Below are 24,319 nucleotides of genomic sequence, written 5' to 3'. Positions count from 1 at the left end.
AAACCAAGCCCCGCCGGCGTTTGAGGCGCGGGGTCCGGGGCAGAGCCCCGGTTCCGGGAAGGGGCGGGTAGGGGAGCAGGCCCGCCGCAGGCGCCCCCACCCACCCGGAGCGCCTACTCCTCCGCAGCAGCCTTCTTGGCCACAGCCTTCTTCGCCGTGGTCTTCTTGGCCGTGGTCGTCTTGGCCGCAGCCTTCTTCGCCGGCGCCTTCTTCGCCGCAGCCTTCTTCGCCGTCTTCTTCGCCGGCCCCTTGGCCCGCTTCTCCGCCAGCAGCTCGTACCCCCGCTCCGGCGTGATCTCCTCGACGCTGTCCCCGGTACGCAGCGTCGCGTTCGTTTCCCCGTCGGTGACGTACGGACCGAAGCGCCCGTCCTTCACGACGACCGGAGCCCCGCTCACCGGATCCGTCCCCAGCTCCTTCAGCGGCGGCTTCGCCGCGGCGCGCCCCCGCTGCTTCGGCTGCGCGTAGATCGCGAGCGCCTCGTCGAGCGTGATGTCGAAGATCTGGTCTTCCGACGTCAGCGACCGCGAGTCCGTGCCCTTCTTCAGGTACGGCCCGTAGCGCCCGTTCTGCGCGGTGATCTCGACGCCTTCGGCGTCCACGCCGACCACCCGCGGCAGCGACATCAGCTTGAGCGCGTCGGCCAGCGTCACCGTGTCGATCGACATCGACTTGAACAGCGAAGCCGTCCGCGGCTTCACCGCGTTCTTGCCGGTCTTCGGCGTGCCCTCGGGCAGCACCTCGGTGACGTACGGGCCGTAGCGGCCGTCCTTGGCGATGATCTGGTTCCCGCTGACCGGGTCCGCGCCGAGCTCGAAGTCACCGCTCGGCTTGGCCAGCAGCTCCTCCGCGTACTCGACGGACAGCTCGTCGGGCGCCAGGTCCTCGGGCACGTCCGCGCGCTGGTGGCCCTCGGAGTCCTTCTCGCCGCGCTCGATGTACGGGCCGTAGCGGCCGACGCGGAGCTTGATGTCGTTGCCGACGGGGAAGGACGAGATCTCCCGCGCGTCGATCGCGCCCAGATCGGTGACGAGCTCCTTGAGCCCGCCGAGATGGTCGCCGTCGCCGTTGCCCGCGTCGGAGGCCGCACCCGCACCGGCCGCGTCGTCGCCTTCCCGCGTCCCGAAGTAGAACCTCTTCAGCCACGGCACGGACTGGGCCTCACCGCGGGCGATGCGGTCGAGGTCGTCCTCCATGCGGGCCGTGAAGTCGTAGTCCACGAGCCGGCCGAAGTGCTTCTCCAGCAGGTTGACCACGGCGAACGAGAGGAACGACGGCACCAGGGCCGTGCCCTTCTTGAACACATAGCCGCGGTCGAGGATCGTCCCGATGATCGAGGCGTACGTGGACGGGCGGCCGATCTCGCGCTCTTCGAGCTCCTTGACGAGCGATGCCTCGGTGTACCGGGCCGGCGGCTTCGTCGCGTGGCCGTCGACGGTCATCTCGTCGGCGGACAGCGCGTCGCCCTCGGTGACCTGCGGCAGCCGCCGCTCGCGGTCGTCCAGCTCGGCGTTCGGGTCGTCGGCGCCCTCGACGTACGCCTTCATGAAGCCGTGGAAGGTGATCGTCTTGCCGGAGGCGGAGAACTCGGCGTCCCGACCGTCGCTCGCCCGGCCGCCGATCTTGACGGTGACCGAGTTACCGGTCGCGTCCTTCATCTGGGAGGCGACGGTCCGCTTCCAGATCAGCTCGTACAGCCGGAACTGGTCGCCGGTGAGGCCGGTCTCGGCCGGGGTGCGGAAGCGGTCGCCGGAGGGGCGGATCGCCTCGTGCGCCTCCTGCGCGTTCTTGACCTTGCCGGCATACGTACGCGGCTTCTCGGGAAGATAGTCGGCGCCGTACAGCTGCGTGACCTGTGCCCGGGCCGCGGAGACCGCGGTGTCCGAGAGGGTCGTGGAGTCGGTACGCATATAGGTGATGAAGCCGTTCTCGTACAGCTTCTGCGCGACCTGCATGGTGGCCTTCGCCCCGAAGCCCAGCTTCCGGCTCGCCTCCTGCTGGAGGGTCGTCGTACGGAAGGGCGCGTACGGGGAGCGGCGGTACGGCTTCGACTCGACGGACCGCACGGCGAACGCGGAGTCCGCGAGCGCGGCGGCCAGGGCCCGGGCGTTCGCCTCGTCCAGGTGCAGCGTCTGGCCGGAGGCGGACTTCAGCTGCCCGTCGGCTCCGAAGTCACGGCCCTGGGCGATGCGGCGCCCGTCGACGGCGCTGAGCCGGGCGGTGAAGGTCGAGGGGTCCGAGGCGTCGCCGCCCCGCCCGGTGGCGAAGGTTCCGGTCAGGTCCCAGTACTCGGCGGAGCGGAAGGCGATGCGCTCGCGCTCCCGCTCGACGACGAGCCGGGTGGCGACGGACTGGACGCGGCCCGCCGAGAGCTTCGGCATGACCTTCTTCCACAGGACCGGCGAGACCTCGTAGCCGTAGAGGCGGTCGAGGATACGGCGGGTCTCCTGGGCGTCGACCATGCGCTGGTTCAGCTCGCGCGGATTGGCGACGGCGGCGCGGATCGCGTCCTTGGTGATCTCGTGGAAGACCATCCGGTGGACCGGGACCTTGGGCCTCAGGACCTCCTGGAGGTGCCACGCGATGGCTTCGCCCTCGCGGTCCTCATCGGTGGCGAGGAAGAGTTCGTCGGACTCGGCCAGCAGCTGCTTCAGCTTCCTGACCTGGGCCTTCTTGTCCGCGTTGACGACATAGATCGGCTCGAAGTCGTTCTCGACATCGACGCCGAGACGGCGCACCTCGCCGGTGTACTCGTCGGGCACCTCGGCGGCGCCGTTCGGGAGGTCGCGGATGTGCCCGACGCTCGCCTCGACGACGTATCCGGGGCCCAGATAGCCCTTGATCGTCTTCGCCTTGGCAGGCGACTCGACGATGACGAGTCGGCGGCCGCCCTGTGCGGTCTCGCTGGTCGGGGACAACTTCGCTCTTCTCTCCGGTCGACGCTCGGTGGGCATCCGGGGCAGCGCGAGGGCGCTGCCGACAGTGCTGTCGCTGCGGAGTGTGACGGTACAACCCGCCCCCGTGTCAAACGGCAAAAGCCCGCAACGGCCACTCGAACGGTAACCCGACTTCCGCCATTCCTGCCGCCCGGCCCGCTCGGTCCGCCGCGCGCACGGCCACGGCCTGCGGGTTTCGGCACGGTCCGGACAGCCCTGCCGGCGCGGGGCGCGGGGAGCGCCCGGCCCGGGCGTGTTCCCGGCCTCACCGCCCGGCGCCCGGGCGGGACCGGCCTCGTACGCAAGGCGCACGGACGCATTCACACGCGACCGAAGCACCACACCCCGAGGACGAGGAAAAGTACGCCGAACACGGTGGCGAGTGCGGTGGAGACGAGGGGGCGCACCCCGTACACCACCGGCGTGCGGTTCAGCACGCGCGCCCCCGTCCACAGCAGCAGCGCCGCACCGAACAGTGCGAACGTCGTTCCGGCGAGGACAGCGGGCCCGCTCTCCATTCCGTACGCCTCCCTCTTCCCCTGCCGCATCTCGGATACGCGGGGAGGCTCCCACCGCGGAGCGTCGCGGACGCCAACACGGCGTGAACAGCAGGACCCGTCTCACATCACGTCGAGCGTCGCGCGCCGCCTGCTCCCCCGTTCGAACAGAGCGAGCAGTACGACGGCGAGCAGGGCGTACCCGGCGCCCGTCAGCAGTTCCGCGGCGATCCCCCGGCCGTCGAGCCCGGCCCCCGCGGACAACTGACGCGCAGCGTCGGCGGCGTGAGTCAGCGGCAGTACGTCCCCGACGGCCCGCATCCAGGCCGGCAGGGTCTCCCGCTGGACGTTCGCACCGGTCAGGAGCAGGAGTACGGAAGCGGCCACGTTCGATACGAGGAAGACGTCCCGGAACCGCAGCCCGAGCGCCCCCAGCGCCAGACCGAACGCGGAACATCCGGCAGCGGCGGCGAGCAGGACCGCGCCGAGCCCCGGAAGAGCCTCAAGCGGAATGCGCAGCCCGAGCAGGAGGCAGGCGGCGGAGAGCGTGAAGACGCTGATGACGAGACCGTTCAGCACATACGGGAGGGCCCGGCCGAACCAGAGCGGAGCACGGTGGCGAGGGCTGAGCAGGACCGCGCCGAGCGTCCCGTACCGCCGCTCGTTGGCGACGGCCATCGTGCCGCCGTACACACAGGCTGTGGACGAGGAGATCACGGCGTTGCCGAGCAGGTAGAAGCGGTCGTCGGCGACGCCCAGCTGCCGTCCCAGGAAGACGAAGAAGAGGAGTTGCAGCAGCGGGCCGACGAGCAGGGTGCCGATGAACATGGGCGGTGTCGTCCAGTTGAACAGCGCCCGGTACGAGAGGGCGCCGCCGATCACCACGAGCCTTGCCGCGGAAACGATCCGGCGGCGCAGGCCAGGGGCGGAACCGGAATCCGCGTGGGGTGTACGGGCGGGCATGCGGGCAACTCCTGGGATGAGGTGGAAGAGGATGCGGCGGGGGCGGGTCCGCAGCGGGTGGCGCGCCGGGTCAGGCAAGGGCAAGGGTCGCGGCGGCCCGCGCACGCTGTTCGACGCGTCCCAGGACGAGGACGGCGAGCAGCGCGTAGAGCGCCCCGAGTCCGAGGGCGGCGCCCATCGGGACCAGCACCTCGCCCGCGCCCGCCCCGCCGGAGGTCGCCGCGTGCACCGCGCGGGAGCCCCAGGTGGTGGGCAGCGCCCAGGAGACCGGGCGCGTCCAGTCCGGCAGCACGGTGATGGGCACGAGCATCCCGGACAGCAGCCACACGGGGGCGTCCAGCGGGTTGGCCAGCGCGTTCGCGTTGCGCAGCAGGACGAAGGTGGCGGCGAGCAGCAGCCCCATCATCCCGAGCGAGAGCACACAGACCGGGACGGCGGCCAGGAAGAGCACCGGATGCGCGAAGTCGAGCGGCACGTCGAAGAGCACCGCACCCCAGAGCACCGTCGCGCCCATGGCGTAGGTGCCGATGACGGCGGTGGCCAGGGTGATGGGCAGCAGGACGAGGGAGAGCGGGGTGGGTGAGGCGACGAGCGTCTCCAGGGTGCCCAGCCAGCGCTGGTTCTGCACGACCCCGCCGGACCCGAAGAGGACCGAGGACCAGATGCCCATCAGCCCGGCTCCGACAGCCGCGGTCAGCAGCCGGTCGGGGTCGTCGGCGGCGCGGAAGAGGTAGACGGAGAGCGTCGCGTAGACCAGGGGCACGAGGACGGCGAAGGTGATCTCCAGCGGCGAACGGCTCATGTACGACACGTGTGTCCGCACGCCGACGGCGGTCAGGCGCAGGGCCCGGGCGGGCGTCACGCGGCGACCTCACCGTCGGGGTGGCGGCCCGTCCCGGAGCCCGCGCCTCCAGGTGCGGGCCCCCCGGGGGAGGGCTCGTCCGCCTCCTCCACGATCGCGATGTAGGCGTCCTCCAGGGTGGGTTCCCGGGTGACGACCCGTCCGACGCGGACCCCGTCCAGCGCCGCGAGGACCTTGCCGTGCAAGTCGGCGCCGCGCTCCGTCTGCACGATGACGGCCTGTCGGCTGCCCCGGTCCTCGGCCGCCACGCCGTGCACACCGGCCACGGCGCGGATGTGTTCGAGGTGGTCCTCGCCCGCCCCGTACGCCTCGATCTCCAGGATGCCGCGTTCCTGGACACGCGACTTGAGCCGGTCCGGTGTGCCGAGCGCCCTGATCGTGCCGCCCGCGATGACGGCGATCCGGTCGCACAGCTCGTCGGCCTCCGCCATGTAATGCGTGGTCAGGAGCACCGTGGTGCCACCGGCGCGGAGGTCGGCCACGGTGCGGCGGAGGTCGCGCGCCGCCACCGGGTCCACGCCGATGGACGGTTCGTCCAGGAACAGCACATCGGGCCTGTGCAGCAGCCCGCGCGCGATGTGCAGCCGCTGCCGCATCCCCCGGGAGTACCCCTCGACGCGCTCCTTCTCCCGCCCGGCGAGGCCGACCAGGTCGAGCAGTCCGGCGATCCGCCGCTTCTGGTCCCGGGGCTCGACTCCGTACAACTCGGCGAAGTAGCGCAGGTTGTCGAGGGCGGAGAGCCGGTCGTACAGGCCCCGGTCGCCGCCGAAGACGTAACCGATCCGGCGACGCACGGCGACCGGGTCGGACGCCACGTCGTGCCCCAGCACCCGGGCCGTGCCGGAGGTGGGCAGCAGCAGGGTGTTGAGCATTTTGATGGTGGTGGTCTTGCCCGCGCCGTTGGGCCCGAGGAGCCCGAAGAGCTCGCCGCGCGCGACCTCGAAGGTGATCCCCCGCACGGCTTCGGTCTCGGTGCGGCGCGGACGCAGGAAGCCGGTCCGGCTGGTGTAGGTGCGGCGCAGGTTCGTCGCCTCGATCGCAAGCATGGCCCGGACGCTAGGTCCGCCGCTGCCGCCCCGCCATCGATTCGGAACCCCCCGAATCGTCCGTGCCACCTCTTACGAGACCGCGCGCAGCACGTCCTCCCCGGAGAGCAGCGCGAGGAGGGCGCGGCCGGTGTCGGTGAGCTGGTAGTACACGCTGCGGCCTATCCGGTGCCGGGTGACGACATCGGCCTCGGCGAGGACCGACAGATGCTCGGAGACCGTGCTCGGCGCGAGCCCCAGCCGGTCGGCTATCCCGGCCGTGGTGAGCGGTCCGCCGAGCTGGCGCAGGACGGAGGCCCGGCCCCGCCCCAGCAGGAGCCCGAGCCGGTCGCCGCTGTCGGCGCGCTCCGCCGGCCGCTCGCGCAGGGCACCCGCGCCGCGCGCCTGGAAGGACACCGTCAGGACCTCGGGGTCGTCGGTGGAGTAGAGCCGGCAGCCCTCCGCGAAGACCAGGGGCACGAGCAGCAGCCGCCGCTCGCCGGCCCGGTACTCCGCGTCGATGTGCTTCGTCAGCTCCAGGACCGGCGGCTGCCACGTGGCCCGGCTCTCCAGGCCGGTGAAGAGCGCGTCGATGCCTTCGGTGGCGAAGGTCCGCGCCCGGATCAGCACTTCGTCCTCGACCAGGCGGCGCATGACGGGCCAGTGGGCGGCCATCGCGCCCTCCCAGTAGGCCGCGTACGCATCGGCGAGCGCCGCGCACGCCCCTTCGGGGTCGGCGAGATACGGACGTACGTACGGATGGTCCTCCAGCCCCGTGTAGTGCTCGGTGATCCCCGCACGTACGGCCTCGGCCGGAGTGGTCCGGACGGCGTCGAGCTCCGTCTCGACGGCGGTGGCCCCGACCGGTCGCGGGAGCATGAAGTCGGGGAACTGGCGCGGGCCGTCGATCAGCAGCCGGAGCGCATGCGTCCGGTCGTCCTCGCGCAGCACTTCGCGGGCCCGCACCACCCACTCCTCGTACGGGCGGGAGGGGCGGCGGTGCGGCATCGCGAGGTGGAGGCTGCAGAAGGCGTCCCACAAGGGGCTGATCGCGATACGGGTCGCGCCGAGCGACGCCTCGTCCAGCTCGATCCGGATCATCCGGTCACCGCCCGCCCGGGGGCAGCGGCTCCAGGAAGCCCTCCTCGACCAGCAGCCGGATGGCCTGCGGGGTGCGGTCCCGGAGCAGCACCGGGTCCTCGTTCATCAGCTGGGCGATGGCGTCCAAGATGCGTCCGGCGGGCAGGGAGCCGTCGCAGACACCGGCGAACCCGGCCCCGACCGCGTCGACCTTGGTGGCGCGACGCATGCCCCGGTGCTGACGGAGCACCACATGCTCCGGGTCCTCCGCTCCGGGGAGCCCCACCTGCTCCTGCACCACCTCCGCGGCCAGGGTGAAGTGGGCGGCGAGGAGCGCGGCGTCGTCCTGCTCGCGCAGATAGTCCTGGCGGGCGAAGTGCGCCTCGACGGCGGGGCCGAGCGGCTGCTCCACCGCGTGCGGCCACTCCTCGATCACGATGGAGGGGTTCCCGGCGGCGGCCGGGGCGGACTTCCGCAGCGTGATCCAGCCGAAGCCGACCCCCTTCGTCCGCCGCGCCTCGAACTCGTCCAGCCAGGCGTCGTACCGCGCCTCGTACTCCGCCGGGTCCGTGCGGTGGTCGCCGCTGTCGCGGAGCCATAGCTCGGCGTACTGCGTGACGTCCTGCACCTCGCGCTGCACGATCCAGGCGTCGCACCCCTCCGGGACCCAGGTGCGCAGCCGGTCCTGCCACTCCTCGCCCTCGGCGTGCTCCCAGTTGGCCAGGAAGTGCGCGAAACCGCCCTCGTTGAGCCGGTCACCGGTCTGCCGCACCAGGGTCCGGCACAGGTCGTCACCGGCCATTCCGCCGTCGCGGTAGGTGAGCCGGGCACCTGGCGAGATGACGAACGGCGGATTGGAGACGATCAGGTCGAAGGTCTCGGAACCGACCGGCTCGTACAGCGAGCCCTCGCGCAGGTCGGCCGGGGCGGCGCCGGACAGGGCGAGGGTGAGCCGGGTGAACGCGAGGGCACGCGGATTGAGGTCGGTCGCCGTGACCCTGGTGGCGTGCTGCGCGGCGTGCAGCGCCTGGATGCCGGAGCCCGTACCGACGTCGAGGGCGGAGCCGACGGGCTTGCGGACGGTGATCCCGGCCAGGGTGGTGGAGGCCCCGCCGATGCCCAGGACGACGCCCTTCTCGCGCGAACCGATTCCGCCGGCGCCCCCCACCGCGCAACCCAGGTCGGAGACGATGAACCAGTCCTCGCCGTCCGGGCCGCCGTACGGCCGCACATCGACGGCCGCCCGCACCTCGCCGGCCGTCTCGGCCAGCCAGCCGTCCGCCAGGCACTCCTTCAACGGGAGCACGGCCGCCGCCCGCCCGACGGGCACGGGCCGCTGGAGGAGGAAGAGGCGCACCAGAGTGTCGAGCGGCGTGTCACCACGCGTGGCCCGCAACGCCGGAACCGTCTCGCTGCGCGCCAGCGCGGCATAGGCGGACGCGCCGAGCCGGTCGAGGAGCCCGTCGGCCGTGAACGCGGCCGCGAGCAGGGCCTCGCGGAGCCGGTGCGCATGGTCCGCCGCGGGAAGGTCTGCTGCGAAAAGGCTGGTCTTACTCACGTGCTCCATTGTGACGGCTTCCACTGACAACGGCAGCGGCCCGGCCACCGCGCCGGGCACCCCGGGGTGGCCGGGCCGCTCACCCGGTTTCCGTCCGCGTCTCCGCCGGCCGCGACACCGGCCGCCGGTTACGCCTTCTTACTGGCGGACGCGGAGGGAGACGCTTCGTTCGACGGCTCGGTCGAAGGCTTGGCGGAGGGCTCGGAGTCGTCCGACGAGCCGGTCGAGGGAGACGCCGAGGCGGTCGGCTTCTGACAGCCCTTCTGCTTGGCCATCGCGCTACCAACCTCGCCGGACTGGAGCTTCTGCAGCGCTTGGTCACCGCTGGTGCTGATCTTGTTCAGCTCCTCCGCGATGCCCTTGAGGCCGTCGGCGAACTTGCCCTGGTCCTTCGTCTCCAGGTCATCGACCTTCTCCTGGAGCTTCGCGTAGGCGGCGGAGGAGGCGTTGAGCTCCTTCACGGCCTCCTTCTGCGTGGTCTCGCCGTCGTCAACCGGCGGCGGGCCCGCCGAATCGACGGCCGAACCCAGTGCCTTGTACGCCTGCGAGATCTGGTGGAAGGCCGCGGAGTCGGTCTTCTGGACGTCGGCGGGTTTGCTGTTGTCGGACGTCTGCTGCTGGATGGACGCGTTGGCGTTCGCGATCTTCTGCAGCTGGGGCTGAACCTGGTCGCAGACCTTCTTCGCCCAGTCGTTCACCTTGTCGTCGCTGTCATCGCTGCAGCCCGACAGTGCCAGTACGAGTACCGCACCGCCGGACAGCGCGGCGGCAAGCTTCTTGTTCACCGGTTTGGTCCCTTCCAAGGCTCTCGGCCCCGGAACTTACACGCCGAACGCCCTCCATCCGGGTGCCAGGCGTCCGTTAGGCAGGCTTTTGCAGCCATTTGCACCAAGGGAAATGAGGGATTCGCAACTCACCCGGACAGCCCTCACCCAAGGGAACGCACGAACGATTCTTCACCCTGACGGCAGGCCCCCCAGCCGGATATGGCGTCAGGACGGCACAGAAAGAAGGGAACTGATCACACGTCGCCCACAACGTGCGGGCGGCACCGCTCAGGGAAGGACGGCGACCGGCGTCTTCGGCCAGCTCATCCGGATCACTCCGCCGTCCGCACCGGACCGGACCTCCACGTCGTCAACGAGACCGCTGATGACCGCGAGGCCCATCTCGTCCTCGTCGTCGGCCTCGGGTTCGGGCTCGTCCAGCCCACCGGAGGTCGCGCCGCGCCGCCCGGAGACACCACCGGGAACGGAGCCGTCGGCGCCGGGGCCCGGCACCTCGTCCCCGACCTCAATGGCGAACGTCTTCTCCTCCTCGATCAGGCGGACCAAGACGGGAGCCGTGATGCCGTGGTTACGGTGCAGACCGACGGCACGGCTGCACGCCTCGCCCACCGCGAGGCGGACCTCGTCGAGCACGGCCTCATCGACTCCGGCCCTGCGCGCCACGGCCGCCGCCACGAGACGGGCGGTCCTGACGTGTTCGGGCTGGGCGCTGAAGCGGAGTTCAACGGTGGCCATGCGATCCCCCTCGAACGTACGTATGTGCATGCCAGGGACAGGCCGCGCGGCCCGAAGCCCCGGCTCCAACTGCGGGCCTTGACTCCGGCACCGGAGCGGGCTCTCCCGGACGGGTCGGACGGCTGACAAATAAATTGCCCACGGGCCGCCGACCGGGTGATCCCGGCTGCCGGGGCACGCCCCACCGGCCACGGCGGGACAGAGACTGCCGCCCCCGGCAGGCTCCCTTGGGAGCCGCCGCGGGCCGCCCGCCACCGGACCGGCACGAACCGGTCCGGCGTCGGACCGGTTGTCAGTCGGTGGCCGCGACGGCCTCGTCAACCGTGGTGTGGATCGGGAACACCTTGGTCAGACCGGTGATCCGGAAAATCTTGAGAATGCGCTCCTGGTTGCACACCAGACGCAGCGAGCCCTCATGGGCCCGCACCCGCTTCAGGCCGCCCACGAGCACGCCGAGGCCGGTGGAGTCGAGGAAGTCGACGCCTTCCATGTCGACAACCAAGTGGTAGCTGCCGTCATTCACCAACTCGACCAACTGCTCGCGCAGCTTGGGCGCGGTATACACATCAATCTCGCCACCGACCTCGACGACCGTACGGTCGCCACCAGGGCCGGACACATTGCGAGTCGACAAGGACAGGTCCACGGATCCTCCAGCACCTTGCTATCGAGCGGTCGCCCCTCGGTCTCCCCGACGGAGCCGGGGGACGGATCGCCAGCCGCGATGGCATTCAATCACTTACCGGCAGCCATGCACGACGCCTTAGGACCATTGTCCGCCTCGCCAGTGACACACTCGGTGCCGATGGCCAAGAATCAACGCCCCAGTCGACCCCCGGGGAGCGGGGGCTCCCGCCCCTCTCCCGACATGGTCCTCGACCGGCTCGCCGCAGGGGCGGGCCGGTCCGCGCGCATCACTCATACGGAGCACTTGCCCCCGCGTGCGGGAACCCATGCAGTCTGGCCCGACCGCATCCGTCCGGAAGTGATCGCCGCCATCCAGAAGGCCGGCATCGACCACCCCTGGGCCCACCAGGCGGCCGCCGCCGAGCACGCGCTGGACGGCACGTCCGTCGTGATCGCCACCGGAACGGCGTCCGGCAAGTCCCTGGCCTACCTCGCCCCGGTCCTCAGCGCCCTCCTGGACGGCTCCGAAGCCCCGAACGGTCGCGGCGCCACCGCTCTCTACCTCTCCCCCACCAAGGCCCTGGCGGCCGACCAGCGACGATCGGTCAAAGCACTCGCGGCCCCCTTGGGCAACGGCATCCGGCCCGCCGTCTTCGACGGCGACACGCCGGTCGAGGAGCGCGAGTGGGTGCGCCAGTACGCCAACTACGTCCTCACCAACCCCGACATGCTGCACCGGGGCATCCTCCCCTCACATCCCCGCTGGTCCTCCTTTCTGCGCTCCCTGCGCTACGTGGTCATCGACGAGTGCCACACCTACCGGGGCGTCTTCGGCTCCCACGTCGCCCAGGTGGTGCGCCGGCTCCGCCGCCTCTGCGCCCGCTACGGCTCCGATCCCGTCTTCCTCCTCGCGTCCGCCACCTCCGCCGAGCCGGCCCTCGCGGCCGGCCGCCTCACCGGCCTCCCCGTCACGGAGGTGGCCGACGACGCCTCCCCGCGCGGCGAACTGGTCTTCGCCCTGTGGGAACCCCCGCTGACCGAGCTGCACGGCGAGAAGGGTGCCCCCGTACGCCGTACCGCCACGGCCGAGACCGCCGATCTGCTCACCGACCTCACCCTCCAGGGCGTGCGCTCGGTCGCCTTCGTACGCTCCCGGCGCGGCGCCGAGCTGATCTCCGTCATCGCCAAGGAACGCCTCGCCGAGGTCGACCGCACCCTGCCGTCCCGGGTCGCCGCCTACCGCGGGGGGTACCTGCCCGAGGAACGCCGCGCCCTCGAACGCGCCCTCCACTCCGGCAGCCTCCTGGGCCTCGCCGCCACCACCGCCCTGGAACTGGGCATCGACGTGTCCGGGCTGGACGCCGTCGTCATATCCGGCTACCCGGGGACTCGGGCATCCCTCTGGCAGCAGGCGGGCCGGGCCGGCCGGGCCGGCCAGGGAGCTCTCGCCATCCTGGTGGCCCGCGACGATCCGCTGGACACCTTCCTCGTCCACCACCCCGAGGCCCTGTTCGAGCAGCCCGTGGAGTCGACCGTCCTGGACCCGGACAACCCGTACGTCCTCGCCCCCCACCTCTGCGCCGCGGCCGCGGAGCTGCCGCTCACCGAGAATGATCTCCAGCTCTTCGGTCCGGCCGCGCCCGGGCTCCTCCCGCAGCTGGAGACCGCGAGGCTGCTCCGCAAACGGCCGTCCGGCTGGCACTGGACCCGCCGTGAGCGCGCCGCCGACCTCACCGACATCCGGGGCGAGGGCGGCCGCCCCGTCCAGATCGTCGAGGAGGGCACCGGCCGGCTGCTGGGCACCGTGGACGAATCCGCCGCCCACAGCGCCGTCCACGAGGGCGCCGTCCACCTCCACCAGGGCCGCTCCTACCTGGTCCGGAAGCTGGACCTGGAGGACTCCGTGGCCCTGGTCGAACAGGCCGACCCGCCGTACTCGACCACCGCCCGCGACACCACCTCCATCGCCGTCCTGGACACCGACACCGAGATCCCCTGGGGGGACGGCCGCCTCTGCTACGGGTCCGTCGAGGTCACCAACCAGGTCGTCTCCTTCCTCCGCCGCAAGCTGATCACCGGCGAGGTGCTCGGCGAGACCAAGCTGGACCTGCCGCCCCGCACCCTGCGCACCCGGGCCGTGTGGTGGACGGTGACCGAGGACCAGCTCGACGCGGCTCGGATCAACCCCGAGATCCTCGGCGGCGCGCTCCACGCCGCCGAGCACGCCTCGATCGGCATGCTGCCGCTCTTCGCCACCTGCGACCGCTGGGACATCGGCGGGGTGTCCGTCCCGCTGCACCCCGACACCCTGCTGCCGACGGTCTTCGTGTACGACGGCCACCCGGGCGGCGCCGGATTCGCCGAGCGCGCCTTCCACACCGCCCGCGAGTGGCTGTCGGCCACGCGCCTGGCCATCGCGTCCTGCGAGTGCGACGCGGGCTGCCCGTCCTGCATCCAGTCCCCCAAGTGCGGCAACGGCAACGACCCCTTGCACAAACGAGGCGCCGTCCGGCTCCTCACGGAACTCCTCCGCCCCGAGCCGGGCGAGACGGCCGACGGGGCGGCCGAGGACGACGGCCCGGGCGCTCGGGCGGAGGGCCTCGGCGCTACGGCAGAGGGCCGGGGCGCTACGCCGGAGGGCCGGGGCGCTACGCCGGAGGGCCGGGGCGCTACGCCGGAGGGCCGGGGCGCTACGCCGGGAGACCTGGAGGAGCCTGGAAGCTACGGCGAGGGGCCTGGACGCCACGCCGGGGGGCTCGGGCCGCTCGGCTGAATCCGGTCCGGGGCGCCCGGCTGCTCCCGGCCCGCCCGGAGCGACGGCACGCCCGCCGGAGGAACTCCCTCCGCCGGCCCCGCCCGGGACCTGACCTCCGGCGTATACGGCCCGAACCGCACCCGGGCCGTCACATCGGCGACCTCCCCCAGGACCGCGCACCGCACCACCTCCGCCCCCTGCGCCCTGGCCACCTCCTCGGCCGACGCACAGGCCGGCTCCACGCCTTCCAGCGCCCGGTCCGCCGCCGCCAGCGCCGCCAGATCGGCCGCACCCCCGGCCCGGTGCCGAGCGGCCACCACCTGTCCGAGCGCCAGAACCACCGCGAACACGGTGCACAGCGTCGCCGTCGTCACTGCCGCCCAGACGGTCGCCAGCCCCTGATCCCCCACCGGCGCCCGAGGCCGCCCCCACCACCGGACCGGGGATCCGCTCCATCGACGCCGGTCCAACCCCCTCACCGGTCGCCCCCTTCCACTGCCAGGTTCGGCACAGCCGCGGCAGACACCGGCGCATCCTCTGCCGCAGCCGCCGCCTCCGCCCTCAGCGTCATGGCGAGGCGCCCGGGCCCCGGCGTCGGGGCGGTCACCGTCACCCGCCACAGCGCCCCGGCCCGCTTCACCTCGATCGAAGCCCCGCCGGGCGCCGCGGAAAGGGCGGCCTCCCGCACCTGGGGCACCGGCTCCGAACGGGCTGCGGCACGGGCTCCGGCCCGGGCCGCGTCCACACACCGAATCTGGGCCGACGCAGCCATCAGCGCCCAGAGCAGGGCCAGGGCGAACACCGCCAGCACCGGGATCACCATGGCGGCTTCCGCCGTCACCGCTCCTCGGTCACCGAACCTGCCGCCCGGCACAGGGCCCCCGCGCCTCAGCCGACCTCCGGGCCCGACCCCCGCCACCCTCGCGCCGGCCTCAGAACTTCGCATCGAGCGCGCCCTTCAGCAGCGACTGCAACTGGGACATCACCGCCGCGCTGGTGACGACCTTGTAGAGCACAGCGGCAAACGCACAGGCCGCGATCGTGCCCACCGCGTACTCGGACGTCGTCATTCCGCTGTCTCCCCGGGACCGTACGAGACGGACCACGGACCGCGTCCAGTTCTTGATCTTGAACATCACTTCGAACCCCCGAAACATCGGTTACGTACCACACGACTGAGCTGGTCTCACGTCTTCGCCTTCCGGGGCTACGCCGGCTGAAGCAGGCCCCCGGCCAGCCCGATGACCACGGGCGCCACCCCCACCGCCAGGAACGCGGGGAGGAAGCAGAGCCCCACAGGCGCGGAGACCATCACGGCGGCCCTCTGCGCCCGCGCCACGGCCGCCCTCGCCCGCTCGGCCCGCAGCGCCTCGGCGATCCGGGCCACCGGCTCCGCCGCCGGGGCACCGGTCGAACCGGCCCGGTCCAGGCAGCCGGCCAGGGCGGCGGCACCCGGTATCTCTCCGAACCTCCCCCAGACGACAGCCGGGTCGCCCCCGAGCCGGATCTCCGCCACTGTCCGGGCGAGCTGATCGCCCACCGGACCCCCCAGGGACTCCCCCACCGCCTCGGCCGCCTCCACCGGACCGGCACCGGCGGAGAGGCAGGCCGCCAGCAGGTCCGCCGCCATGGGCAGTTGTCGCGCGGCCTCCGCCGTGCGGGCCTTTGTCTCGGCGGCGAGTCGCGAGACGTGTCCGAGCCTCTTTCCCTGCCACCGCCGGGCGCCGTAGGCCGAGGCCAGGCCGACCGCCCAGCCCACCGGGCCACCCACGAGGAACCATCCGGCCAGCACGACCGCCGACAGCACCACCCACTGTTTGACCGGCCCGACGGAGACCGTCCGGCCCACCCGGGGCCCGGACGCCGCCCGAAGGGGTCCCCTCCAGCCCCTGGGGCGCGGCTGCCCCACCGACAGCAGGTGCTCGCCCCGGCCCCGCACCCGCCGGCCGGTCTGTCGCCGTGCCAGAGGAAGGACCACTCGCGCGTACAGGCACAGCGCCACCCCGACGGCTTCCGCCGCCTGGACGACCCCGCCGGCCGATGCGCTCATCCCGCTTCCCCCGCTCGGACGATCCGGGCAGCCCAGAAGAGACCACACACCTCCAGCAGGCCACCGGTCACCAGGCAGGCGAGACCTGCGGTGCTGTGCAACAACACCCTCAGCGGGTCCGCACCCAGCGCAGCACCGAGCCCCAGTCCGAGCACAGGGAGCAGGGCGAGCACCGCGACCGTCGACCACGCCCCCGCGAGCTGCGCTCGCAGCTCGTCCCGCTGACGACGTTCGGCGCGCAGCGCGCTTTCCAGCCGGCCCAGGCCCGCAGCGAGCCCGGCCCCGCTGCCCACCGCCACCCGCCAGCAGGCGGCAACTCCGGCCAGCCCGTCCAGCCCCGGTTCACCCGCCGCCTGGACGAGTGCTCGCGGCACATCGCCCCCGAAACACGCGGCGGCCGACACCCTGAATCCGGCTTCGCCCATGACGTCCGTGCCGCGCACCGCGACGAGCAGCGCCTCCCCCGGCTCGCGACCGGCCCTCAGCTCGCCGACCAACGCGCCGCACAGGTCCACCACTCCGTTCGCCCGGGCCTCCTGTTCCTTGCGCGACCGCCGTTGCAGCAACCATCTCCGTGCCAGAGGAACGGCAGCTGCCCCCGCGAACAACGGCAGTACGGACTGCCCGAGCACCGCCGGCACCGAAGCCACTGGGAGACACAGCCACTCCCACCGCCCTCTCAGCCGCTCCTCGATCCGGCTGCGGGCCCTCCACCACCTCTCCCCGCCCGGTGACCGCTCGCCTCCGTCGGTCAGCAGCGCTCGCGCCCTGCGCAGCGGCCGGTTACGTCCCATCACCACCAACCACGCGGCCATCGCCGCACACAGCGTGGCGGCGTGCACCACGTCCGGCACCCCGACGTGCGCCGTCTCCCCGGTCACAGCGCACCTCCGACGAGTTCACGCAGCCGCTCCCAGCCCCGCTCCCGCTCAAAGCCCGTGGCGCCCCACCGCAGCGCCGGAACGGTCACCACCAGCCCGGCCGCATCCCTCTCCAGCACATGGATGTCCGCGATCCGTCTGCGCCCCGCCCGGTCCCGTACGAGGTGGACCACAACCGACAGAGCCGCCGCCAGTTGGCTGTGCAGCGCCAGCCGGTCCAGCCCCGCCGCGGTTCCCAGCGCTTCCAAACGTGCCGGAACGTGCCCGGCGGCATTGGCGTGGACAGTCCCTGAGCCCCCCTCATGACCCGTGTTCAGTGCGGCCAGGAGTTCGGTGACCTCGCTTCCTCGTACCTCACCGACCACCAGCCGGTCGGGACGCATACGCAGGGCTTGTCGCACCAGGTCCCGAAGGGTCACCCGTCCCGCACCCTCCTGATTCGCGGGACGCGACTCCAGCCGTACGACGTGCGGGTGGTCCGGTCGCAGCTCTGCCGAGTCCTCGGCGAGCACGATCCGCTCGCGCTCCCCCACCGCGCCCAACAGGCTCGACAGCAGAGTCGTCTTCCCCGCCCCCGTCCCGCCGCTGATCAGGTAGGAGACCCGCGCCTCCACCAGGGCCCTCAGCACCCGGTCGCCTCCGGGCGGCACGGTCCCGGCCTCGACCAGCTCCGCCAGTGAGAAGGCCCGAGGCCTGACCACCCGCAGCGACAGGCACGTCGAACCGACCGATACCGGGGGCAGCACGGCATGCATACGAGTGCCGTCCGGCAGCCTCGCGTCCACCCAGGGCCTGGCGTCGTCGAGCCGGCGTCCCGCCACGGCCGCGAGCCGCTGGGCCAGCCTGCGGACCGCGGCCGCGTCTGCGAAGGACACCTCGGTGAGTTCGAGTCCACCGCCCCGGTCCACCCAGACCCGGTCGGGCGCGGAGACCAGAACATCCGTGACATCGGGTCGGTGAGGAGCGGCTCCAGCACCCCGGTCCCGATCAGCTCCCCTCGCAGTTCGTCCGCACGGCCGAGCACTTCGGCCGTGCCGAGCAGACGTCCTTGCGCCCGCAGAGCGGCGGCGACCCCGGCCGGGGTCGGAGCAGTGCCGCTGGAGGCGAGGCGTTGCCTGACCGCGTCGAGCAGTGCCTCGGTCATGGAGTGCCCCCGGCGACCGGGTGGCCGGCGCTCTCCGCCGCAAGCGCCTGTCCCCAGAAGGCGGCGCAGAATCTGGCCAGCGGGCCACGCGCGTTGCCGCCGGGCGGCTCGCCGATGTCCTGCTCGGCCGGCAGACCTCTTTCCAGTGGGACTTCGCCGGCCAGCGGCAGACGCATGGCTCGAGCCACCCACTGCGCGTCGAGCCCTGGCGCGTACGGGCCCCGCGCCACCACCCGCAGATCGTCAAGCACCATCCCGGCCATCGACGCCACCCGCTTCGCCGCCGCGACCGCGCGCAGCTCTCCGGGAACGACCACGAGCCCGAGGTCCAGCTGGGCAAGGGCCTCCGCCACCGCTTCGTCCACCCGGCGCGGCAGGTCGACCACCACCACCCCGCCAAGCCTGCGCGCGGCGGCCAGCACCGCCCGCATGGCGGGTGGTGGGATCACCACCCAGTCGTCCCGGCCCCAGCTGAGCACCCGAAGCCCATGCAGCGCGGGCAGCGACTCCTGCAGTGCGCCCCCACCGACCCGCCCTTTGGAATGGGCGAAATCCGGCCATCGCATGCCCTCCGCCCGCTCGCCGCCGAGCAACACGTCGATGCCTCCGCCCAACGGGTCCCCGTCGATGAGCATGGTTCGCTGCCCCGCTCTTGCCGCGGTCACCGCTAGGGCGCAGGCCAGTGTGGACGCACCCGCGCCGCCCCGGCCCCCGATCACCCCGACCGTGACCGCGGGCCGGCCGACGCCTTCCGACGCATTGGCGATCTGGTCGACAAGCCAGGTCTCGGAGTCAGGCAGCCGGATCACGTACTCGGCGCCGATTTCGACGGCTCGACGCCATACGTCCGGCTCGTCCCGGCCCCGTCCCACGACCATGACGCCCCGCCTGCGCGCCGCTCCGCGGCACCGTGCGGCCGCGTCGTCGCCGACGAGAACCATGGGGGCCTGCTCCCACCCCTCTCGATGGTCCGGCAGCGTGTGATGCACCTCCGGTTCCGCACCGGCGGCGGCACACAGCCTCAGCAGGTCGTCCAGCAGGTCCACGTCCTCGGTCACGATCAGCGGTCCACCCCGCCGCGTGGTGACAGCCGCCCCTCGGTCCTGCGCACTGGATTCAGCCACGCTCTCCCCCTCCATCACTCACCTTCGCCGCAGTTCGCGGCGCTCTCGGAGCCCGTCCGAGAACGGCGATTCCGGTACCCGCGGAGTTCACGGGTGGAATCACGGTGCAGCGCTTCCGGAAATGATGTGGATCTTGCTCAAAAACCGTGGACAACTCAGTGGTTGTGAATAACTTCGTAGCTCATACCGGTGACTTCCCGGTGCGACACTTCTGCTACCCAACGTCACAGTGCACGCTGAAGCGAGTCGGGCGCGGACATGGCCCGACAAGGAGCGGAAAGGGGAGAGATGGTCGATTTCGCGCGCCAAACCGCGTCCGGACATGCGACGACCCCCGCCGGGGGGGAGAGCGGGGGTCGTCCCCACGGCCGACTCGGGGGGGGAGGAGCCGGACCGGGGTAGCACGGTCGCGAACGATCCGTGACTTCCATGGTGTACCCGAGGCGCTTCTCAGGCAAACCCACGCGCCGGGGTTTACGCCGAATGGCGGGCCCCTATGCTCTGCCGTGTGGAAAACCGCTTCTTGCCGCGTACAGCCGCCTTCTTCGACCTGGACAAGACGGTCATTGCGAAGTCCTCGACACTGACCTTCAGCAAGTCCTTCTACCACGGCGGGCTGATCAACCGCCGCGCGGTGCTGCGTACCGCGTACACACAGTTCGTGTTCCTTGCCGGGGGTGCGGATCACGACCAGATGGAGCGGATGCGCGAATATCTTTCGGCGCTCTGCAAGGGCTGGAACGTACAGCAGGTCAAGGAACTCGTGGCCGAGACACTGCACGAACTGATCGACCCGATCATCTACGACGAGGCGGCGACCCTCATCGAGGAGCACCACACCGCCGGCCGCGACGTCGTGATCGTCTCGACCTCGGGCGCCGAGGTGGTCGAACCGATCGGCGAGCTGCTCGGCGCCGACCGCGTCGTCGCCACCCGCATGGTCGTCGGTGACGACGGCTGCTACACAGGCGAGGTGGAGTACTACGCGTACGGCCCCACGAAGGCCGAAGCCATCAAGGCGCTCGCGGAATCCGAGGGATACGACCTGGCCCGGTGCTACGCGTACAGCGACTCGGCGACCGATGTTCCGATGCTGGAATCCGTCGGCCACCCTCACGCGGTCAACCCGGACCGCGCGCTGCGGCGGGAGGCAACGCTCCGGGAGTGGCCGATTCTCGCCTTCGACCGGCCTGTCCGCCTCAAGCAGCGCCTCTCGGCGTTTTCCCTGCCGCCGCGTCCGGCGCTCATGGCCGCAGCAGCCGTGAGTGCGGCCGCGCTCACGGCGGGAGCCGTCTGGTACGCCGCCCGCCGACGAGCCGGCACGGCTTCCGCTTGATCCGGCCGATTGCACCAACTCGTCCGTAATTGAACCCAAAAGTAAAGAAGTGTGGCCAGCACTACCGCTCCACCGGCCGCTGGAGTACAAAGGACTCAACGGCCCGCGAGACCAAGGACATCCGCGAGGATGACCTGATTACGCAGCAAAGGCCCCACGGACCGCGCATGAAAACCCGGCACCCACGCGACGTCGACCCGTCGATTACGGGCCAGCCACACCAGGAGCGGGCAAAGACTCCGGCCTGATGGGCACATCTCGAGGACGCTTGGTAACTGGGCGGACGTGCCAGCGGCGGTACCGGGACCGGTACCGCCGCAACCATGCCCGGCCCAGTACGTCAGCGGCCGACAGCGCTGATGGCGCGGTGGCGATCCGCGTTACGCGGCGCCTCGCTGCAGCGCCTCGCACACCGCCGTCGATTCCCTGACGCCGAGTTCCGCCGAGCGTCCGCAATGCCTGATCCAGGCCGCCATGCCCTCCGCCGTGCCGGACAGGTAGCCGTCGAAGGCGGCTGCGTAGGCCGCCCGCCCCTGCTCGGCGTGCCCGACTTCGGCCGGGCAGATCGACTTGGGGTCGAGCCCGCTTCCGATCAGCACGATCCGCTCCGCCGTCCGCGCGACCAGGCCGTTGTGCGAACCGAAGGGGCGCAGTGCCAGCAACTCACCGTGGACGACGGCGGCGGTCACCAGAGCGGGGGCCTCACTCCCCGAAAGGATGATCCCGCTGAGGCCGTCCAGTCGGCCCGCGACCTCGTCCGCACCCGGCAGCGGGGCTTCGATCAGGGGCTCGTCCACCGATTCACCCGCGAGCCGGGGCCGCCCGACCGCGTCCTCCGGGGCGGCACTGCCGGCTGCCACCAGGTGAAGTCGAGCCAGCACTCGCAACGGTGACTGCCGCCAGATGGAGAGAAGCTGCCCCGCCTCCGCCGTCAGCCGAAGCGCGGCTCCCACGACACGCGCCTCGTCGTCACCGCTGAAGTCGGTGCGCCGGCGCACCTCTTCGAGGTTCCAGTCGGCACCGGAAAGAGCGGCCGATCCGCGCGCGCCCCGCAGAGCGGCCTCCGCGGTGACTTCGTTGCTGCGGCGACGCATCACGCGGTGGCCGTAGACGCGGTCCACCGCCTTGCGTACGGAGTCCACCGCGTCGGTCACACCCGGCAGGGCGCCCAGAGCGACAAGCGGGTCCGAGGAAGTCGTACTCATAAGTAGCGAGGCTACGCGCCTCCGAGCCGCCTACCGGCCGGGAGTGGCCTTCTTCACGAAACCAGACCACTCATAGCGATCGATCGACTACCCTAGGTGAACATGAAGATCGCTTTCGTAGGGAAGGGCGGCAGCGGAAAGACCACGCTGTCCTCGCTCTTCATCCGCCACCTCGCAGCCAATGAAGCCCATGTCGTCGCGGTGGACGCCGACATCAACCAACACCTCGGAGCCGCGCTCGGCCTCGATGAGGACGAATCCGCAGCACTGCCTGCCATGGGTGCCCAGCTGCCTCTGATCAAGGAGTACCTGCGCGGCAGCAATCCGCGCATCGCCTCTGCCGAGACGATGATCAAGACGACGCCACCGGGCGAGGGCTCCCGCCTCCTGCGCGTGCGCGAGGACAATCCGATCTTCGACGCCTGTGCCCGTACGGTTCGGCTCGACGACGGAGACATCCGGCTGATGGCCACCGGCCCGTTCACCGAATCGGACCTGGGCGTGGCGTGCTACCACTCGAAGGTCGGCGCGGTCGAACTCTGCCTCAACCACCTCGTGGACGGCCCCGACGAGTATGTGGTGGTCGACATGACCGCCGGTTCGGACTCCTTCGCCTCGGGAATGTTCACCCGCTTCGACATGACGTTCCTCATCGCCGAACCGACCCGCAAGGGCGTCTCCGTCTACCGTCAGTACAAGGAGTACGCGCGGGACTTCGGCGTGGATCTCAAGGTCGTCGGGAACAAGGTGCAGGGCGAGGACGACCTGGACTTCCTGCGCTCCGAGGTGGGCGACGACTTGCTGGTGACCGTCGGCCATTCCGACTGGGTGCGAGCCATGGAGAAGGGCCGCCCAGCACGCTTCGAGCTGCTTGAGGCAGACAACCGGATGGCCCTGCAAGCCTTGCAGAACGCGGCGGAGGACTCGTACGAACGACGGGACTGGGGCCGCTACACGCGCCAGATGGTGCATTTCCACCTGCGGAATGCGGAGAGCTGGGGGAACGAGAAGACCGGCGCCGACCTCGCCGCGCAGGTCGACCCCGGCTTCGTACTGGACGAGCGCTTCATCCGTGCCGAAGCCACCCAGCCCGTGTGAACGACTGAGATCCCGGGCGGGCCGGCAAGGCGCCGCCGCGGCCCCGATGGACGCACCGGACGGCGCCGGGCGCGTCTCCCGCCCGGCGCTTTCAACCACCGGATCTAACGACCGGCCGGGTTGCGCGCAGCCGCGGCCGGCGCCTTCGTGGTCGGCTGCTCCCGGCCCACGCCCGCCTTGAGGAACGCGGGCCAGCCGGCCTTGGGCGCCTGGCCGACCTTCAGCGTCCGGAGCTTCGCCAGGGTCGCGGGATCCTGGACATCGAGCCAGTCCGCCAACTGCCGGAACGAGACACAGCGCACGTCCTTCTTGGTGCAGACCGCAGCGATCGTCTGCTCGATGGCACGCATGTACGTGCCACCGTTCCAGGACTCGAAGTGGTTGCCGATGATCAGTGGCGCGCGATTGCCGTCGTACGCGCGATCGAACGCCTGGAGCAGGCCGTCACGCATCTGGTTTCCCCAGTACTCGTGCTTGTCGGGGTCGCCCTGCGTCGTTCCGGACTGGTTGAACATGAAGTTGTAATCCATCGACAGCGTCTCGAAGTCGCGCCCCGGGACCGGTACCAGTTGCATGGAGAGGTCCCAGACACCGTCCTTCTTCTGCGGCCACACCTGATCGTTGACACCGCTGGAGTCGTAGCGGAACCCCATGGTGCGTGCCGCCGCCACCATGTTCTTCTGCCCCTCCAAGCAGGGGGTGCGGCCGCCGACGAGCTCCTTGTCGTAGTCGAAGGGCAGCGCCTTCTCGTCCTTGAGGACCGGGTCGTTAGTCTTCCAGCCCTTCACGAATGATTTGGCCTGGCTGATCTCGCTCTTCCACTCCTCGACGGACCAGGTGCCGACGCCTCCGTCCTTGCCGCAGAAGTGTCCGTTGAAGTGGGTGCCGATCTCGTTGCCGTCCTGCCAGGCCCCACGGAGCTGGGTCAGGGTGTCGTGGATGCCCTTGGTGTCGTTGAACCCGATGTCGGAAGCGCCGGCGTTGTGCTTGGGCGGGTCGTACTGGGTCCGCTTCCCCTCCGGCAGCAGATATACGCCGCTGAGGAAGTACGTCATCGCGGCGTTGTACTTCTTGCCCACCTCGCGGAAGTGCGAGAAGAGGCGCTGGCTGTCCTCGCCCGCTCCGTCCCACGAGAACACCACGAACTGCGGGGGCTTCTGGCCCGCCGTCAGGCGGGCCGCAGTCGGCTGCTTGGGCTGAACACCCGTGAAGGCGGTGGAGCCATCGCCGATGGCCCGGAACACACGCTTGGGCACGGCTTCAGCGCCCTTCTTCTTCTCTCCTGCGGCGCCGTTCACGGCCCCGAGTCCGGAGCCCTCCGCTCCGGAGCCGCCCCCCGAGCACCCGGCCACCCCCACGACCAGCACGACAGCCACGACCGCCAGACCGATCCTTTTCGTGGCGCCCCTCGTCTTCTTCGTGGCGGCCATCATCCGCCCACCTCTTTCTCGCAGGTAGTTTGCGCCGGGTGCCCACACGGCGCGGCCAAAGTCGCACGCACTGTCCAAGCACCAGCACGACAGGCCGAATGAAAAGCTGACTATTCACCGGAATGGGTGGCTGGATGGCCCATTTGCCCTTAATCCTGGACACGGCTCTTTACTCTCCATTACGGTCTGTTTACCGAGAGTTGAGATATCCCGCCGCTGCATGCC

The 24,319-nt window shown here is 71.1% G+C and carries 21 protein-coding genes and 1 pseudogene; 3 read left to right on the top strand and 19 right to left on the bottom strand.

Annotated features, from left to right (window positions below; all coding sequences use genetic code 11):
• Nucleotides 1-113: 113 nt before the first annotated feature.
• The 10 genes from topA to ABZ565_RS19095 form a co-directional block, all read right to left on the bottom strand.
• A complete protein-coding gene (gene topA, locus ABZ565_RS19140) occupies nucleotides 114-2,918 on the bottom strand; it encodes a type I DNA topoisomerase (RefSeq protein ID WP_361027847.1) in 2,805 nt (934 codons plus the stop codon).
• 338 nt (nucleotides 2,919-3,256) lie between these two features.
• The gene (locus ABZ565_RS19135; RefSeq protein WP_361027844.1) at nucleotides 3,257-3,454 is read right to left on the bottom strand and encodes a hypothetical protein; all 198 of its coding nucleotides are present in this window, start codon (nucleotides 3,452-3,454) and stop codon (nucleotides 3,257-3,259) included.
• Nucleotides 3,455-3,556: 102 nt separating this feature from the next.
• The gene (locus ABZ565_RS19130) at nucleotides 3,557-4,396 is read right to left on the bottom strand and encodes an ABC transporter permease (protein WP_361027841.1); all 840 of its coding nucleotides are present in this window, start codon (nucleotides 4,394-4,396) and stop codon (nucleotides 3,557-3,559) included.
• Nucleotides 4,397-4,466: 70 nt separating this feature from the next.
• Nucleotides 4,467-5,258 carry an ABC transporter permease gene (locus tag ABZ565_RS19125; RefSeq protein WP_361027838.1) on the bottom strand — a complete coding sequence of 264 codons (792 nt, stop codon included), beginning with the start codon at nucleotides 5,256-5,258 and terminating at the stop codon, nucleotides 4,467-4,469.
• Nucleotides 5,255-6,304 carry an ABC transporter ATP-binding protein gene (locus ABZ565_RS19120; protein ID WP_361027835.1) on the bottom strand — a complete coding sequence of 350 codons (1,050 nt, stop codon included), beginning with the start codon at nucleotides 6,302-6,304 and terminating at the stop codon, nucleotides 5,255-5,257. The genes ABZ565_RS19125 and ABZ565_RS19120 overlap by 4 nt, the downstream gene beginning before the upstream one ends.
• A gap of 72 nt (nucleotides 6,305-6,376) precedes the next feature.
• Nucleotides 6,377-7,384, bottom strand: coding sequence for a helix-turn-helix domain-containing protein (locus tag ABZ565_RS19115; protein WP_361027832.1), 1,008 nt, complete (start codon nucleotides 7,382-7,384; stop codon nucleotides 6,377-6,379).
• A 4-nt stretch (nucleotides 7,385-7,388) separates the two neighbouring features.
• A complete protein-coding gene (locus ABZ565_RS19110; RefSeq protein WP_361027829.1) occupies nucleotides 7,389-8,930 on the bottom strand; it encodes a class I SAM-dependent methyltransferase in 1,542 nt (513 codons plus the stop codon).
• A gap of 119 nt (nucleotides 8,931-9,049) precedes the next feature.
• A complete protein-coding gene (locus ABZ565_RS19105; RefSeq protein ID WP_361027826.1) occupies nucleotides 9,050-9,706 on the bottom strand; it encodes a small secreted protein in 657 nt (218 codons plus the stop codon).
• Nucleotides 9,707-9,976: 270 nt separating this feature from the next.
• The gene (locus tag ABZ565_RS19100) at nucleotides 9,977-10,444 is read right to left on the bottom strand and encodes an ATP-binding protein (RefSeq protein ID WP_361027823.1); all 468 of its coding nucleotides are present in this window, start codon (nucleotides 10,442-10,444) and stop codon (nucleotides 9,977-9,979) included.
• A 292-nt stretch (nucleotides 10,445-10,736) separates the two neighbouring features.
• Complete coding sequence (locus ABZ565_RS19095) at nucleotides 10,737-11,090, bottom strand: STAS domain-containing protein (protein ID WP_003967428.1); 354 nt, start codon at nucleotides 11,088-11,090, stop codon at nucleotides 10,737-10,739.
• 78 nt (nucleotides 11,091-11,168) lie between these two features.
• Here ABZ565_RS19095 and ABZ565_RS19090 point away from each other — a divergent pair, with 78 nt between their 5' ends.
• Nucleotides 11,169-13,844, top strand: coding sequence for a DEAD/DEAH box helicase (locus ABZ565_RS19090; RefSeq protein ID WP_361027820.1), 2,676 nt, complete (start codon nucleotides 11,169-11,171; stop codon nucleotides 13,842-13,844).
• On the opposite strand, the gene ABZ565_RS19085 is transcribed toward ABZ565_RS19090, so the two are convergent.
• From ABZ565_RS19085 to ssd, 7 genes and pseudogenes are all read right to left on the bottom strand, one after another.
• Nucleotides 13,793-14,236, bottom strand: coding sequence for an Rv3654c family TadE-like protein (locus tag ABZ565_RS19085; RefSeq protein WP_361027817.1), 444 nt, complete (start codon nucleotides 14,234-14,236; stop codon nucleotides 13,793-13,795). The genes ABZ565_RS19090 and ABZ565_RS19085 overlap by 52 nt on opposite strands.
• A 65-nt stretch (nucleotides 14,237-14,301) precedes the next feature.
• Nucleotides 14,302-14,667: a TadE family type IV pilus minor pilin gene (locus ABZ565_RS19080; protein WP_361027814.1), complete on the bottom strand. Its 366-nt coding sequence runs from the start codon at nucleotides 14,665-14,667 to the stop codon at nucleotides 14,302-14,304.
• Between the two features lie 91 nt (nucleotides 14,668-14,758).
• Nucleotides 14,759-14,962, bottom strand: coding sequence for a DUF4244 domain-containing protein (locus tag ABZ565_RS19075; protein WP_361027811.1), 204 nt, complete (start codon nucleotides 14,960-14,962; stop codon nucleotides 14,759-14,761).
• A gap of 71 nt (nucleotides 14,963-15,033) precedes the next feature.
• Nucleotides 15,034-15,876 (bottom strand): type II secretion system F family protein, encoded by an 843-nt coding sequence (locus ABZ565_RS19070; protein ID WP_361027808.1) that lies wholly within the window; start codon nucleotides 15,874-15,876, stop codon nucleotides 15,034-15,036.
• Nucleotides 15,873-16,757, bottom strand: a complete 885-nt coding sequence (locus ABZ565_RS19065) for a type II secretion system F family protein (RefSeq protein ID WP_361027805.1) — start codon at nucleotides 16,755-16,757, stop codon at nucleotides 15,873-15,875. Before ABZ565_RS19065 ends, ABZ565_RS19070 begins: the two co-directional genes overlap by 4 nt.
• Nucleotides 16,754-17,901: pseudogene (locus ABZ565_RS19060) on the bottom strand (TadA family conjugal transfer-associated ATPase). Before ABZ565_RS19060 ends, ABZ565_RS19065 begins: the two are co-directional and overlap by 4 nt.
• A complete protein-coding gene (ssd, locus tag ABZ565_RS19055; RefSeq protein ID WP_361027802.1) occupies nucleotides 17,898-18,959 on the bottom strand; it encodes a septum site-determining protein Ssd in 1,062 nt (353 codons plus the stop codon). Before ssd ends, ABZ565_RS19060 begins: the two are co-directional and overlap by 4 nt.
• Nucleotides 18,960-19,521: 562 nt before the next feature.
• On the opposite strand from ssd, the gene ABZ565_RS19050 reads away from it, so the two are divergent.
• The gene (locus ABZ565_RS19050) at nucleotides 19,522-20,361 is read left to right on the top strand and encodes an HAD-IB family hydrolase (protein ID WP_361027799.1); all 840 of its coding nucleotides are present in this window, start codon (nucleotides 19,522-19,524) and stop codon (nucleotides 20,359-20,361) included.
• A 380-nt stretch (nucleotides 20,362-20,741) separates the two neighbouring features.
• Here the strand turns inward: ABZ565_RS19050 and ABZ565_RS19045 are convergent, their stop codons facing one another.
• Nucleotides 20,742-21,566 (bottom strand): oxidoreductase, encoded by an 825-nt coding sequence (locus tag ABZ565_RS19045; RefSeq protein ID WP_361027796.1) that lies wholly within the window; start codon nucleotides 21,564-21,566, stop codon nucleotides 20,742-20,744.
• 102 nt (nucleotides 21,567-21,668) lie between these two features.
• Between ABZ565_RS19045 and ABZ565_RS19040 the strand changes: the two genes are divergently transcribed.
• A complete protein-coding gene (locus ABZ565_RS19040) occupies nucleotides 21,669-22,664 on the top strand; it encodes an ATP-binding protein (RefSeq protein WP_361027793.1) in 996 nt (331 codons plus the stop codon).
• A 104-nt stretch (nucleotides 22,665-22,768) separates the two neighbouring features.
• On the opposite strand, the gene ABZ565_RS19035 is transcribed toward ABZ565_RS19040, so the two are convergent.
• Nucleotides 22,769-24,097 (bottom strand): hypothetical protein, encoded by a 1,329-nt coding sequence (locus ABZ565_RS19035; RefSeq protein ID WP_361027790.1) that lies wholly within the window; start codon nucleotides 24,095-24,097, stop codon nucleotides 22,769-22,771.
• Nucleotides 24,098-24,319 lie beyond the last annotated feature (222 nt).

The organism is Streptomyces sp. NPDC016469 (genome assembly GCF_040632905.1).
GTDB lineage: Bacteria > Actinomycetota > Actinomycetes > Streptomycetales > Streptomycetaceae > Streptomyces.
This window is presented reverse-complemented; position numbering and strand designations above follow the sequence as displayed.

Coding starts and splice junctions, on each gene's coding strand:
- ABZ565_RS19135 (WP_361027844.1), bottom strand. CDS start 3,454: ATGGAGAGCGGGCCCGCTGTCCTCGCCGGAACGACGTTCGCACTGTTC.
- ABZ565_RS19130 (WP_361027841.1), bottom strand. CDS start 4,396: ATGCCCGCCCGTACACCCCACGCGGATTCCGGTTCCGCCCCTGGCCTG.
- ABZ565_RS19120 (WP_361027835.1), bottom strand. CDS start 6,304: ATGCTTGCGATCGAGGCGACGAACCTGCGCCGCACCTACACCAGCCGG.
- ABZ565_RS19115 (WP_361027832.1), bottom strand. CDS start 7,384: ATGATCCGGATCGAGCTGGACGAGGCGTCGCTCGGCGCGACCCGTATC.
- ABZ565_RS19110 (WP_361027829.1), bottom strand. CDS start 8,930: ATGGAGCACGTGAGTAAGACCAGCCTTTTCGCAGCAGACCTTCCCGCG.
- ABZ565_RS19100 (WP_361027823.1), bottom strand. CDS start 10,444: ATGGCCACCGTTGAACTCCGCTTCAGCGCCCAGCCCGAACACGTCAGG.
- ABZ565_RS19090 (WP_361027820.1), top strand. CDS start 11,169: ATGGCATTCAATCACTTACCGGCAGCCATGCACGACGCCTTAGGACCA.
- ABZ565_RS19075 (WP_361027811.1), bottom strand. CDS start 14,962: ATGTTCAAGATCAAGAACTGGACGCGGTCCGTGGTCCGTCTCGTACGG.
- ABZ565_RS19070 (WP_361027808.1), bottom strand. CDS start 15,876: ATGAGCGCATCGGCCGGCGGGGTCGTCCAGGCGGCGGAAGCCGTCGGG.
- ABZ565_RS19050 (WP_361027799.1), top strand. CDS start 19,522: ATGCTCTGCCGTGTGGAAAACCGCTTCTTGCCGCGTACAGCCGCCTTC.
- ABZ565_RS19045 (WP_361027796.1), bottom strand. CDS start 21,566: ATGAGTACGACTTCCTCGGACCCGCTTGTCGCTCTGGGCGCCCTGCCG.
- ABZ565_RS19040 (WP_361027793.1), top strand. CDS start 21,669: ATGAAGATCGCTTTCGTAGGGAAGGGCGGCAGCGGAAAGACCACGCTG.
- ABZ565_RS19035 (WP_361027790.1), bottom strand. CDS start 24,097: ATGATGGCCGCCACGAAGAAGACGAGGGGCGCCACGAAAAGGATCGGT.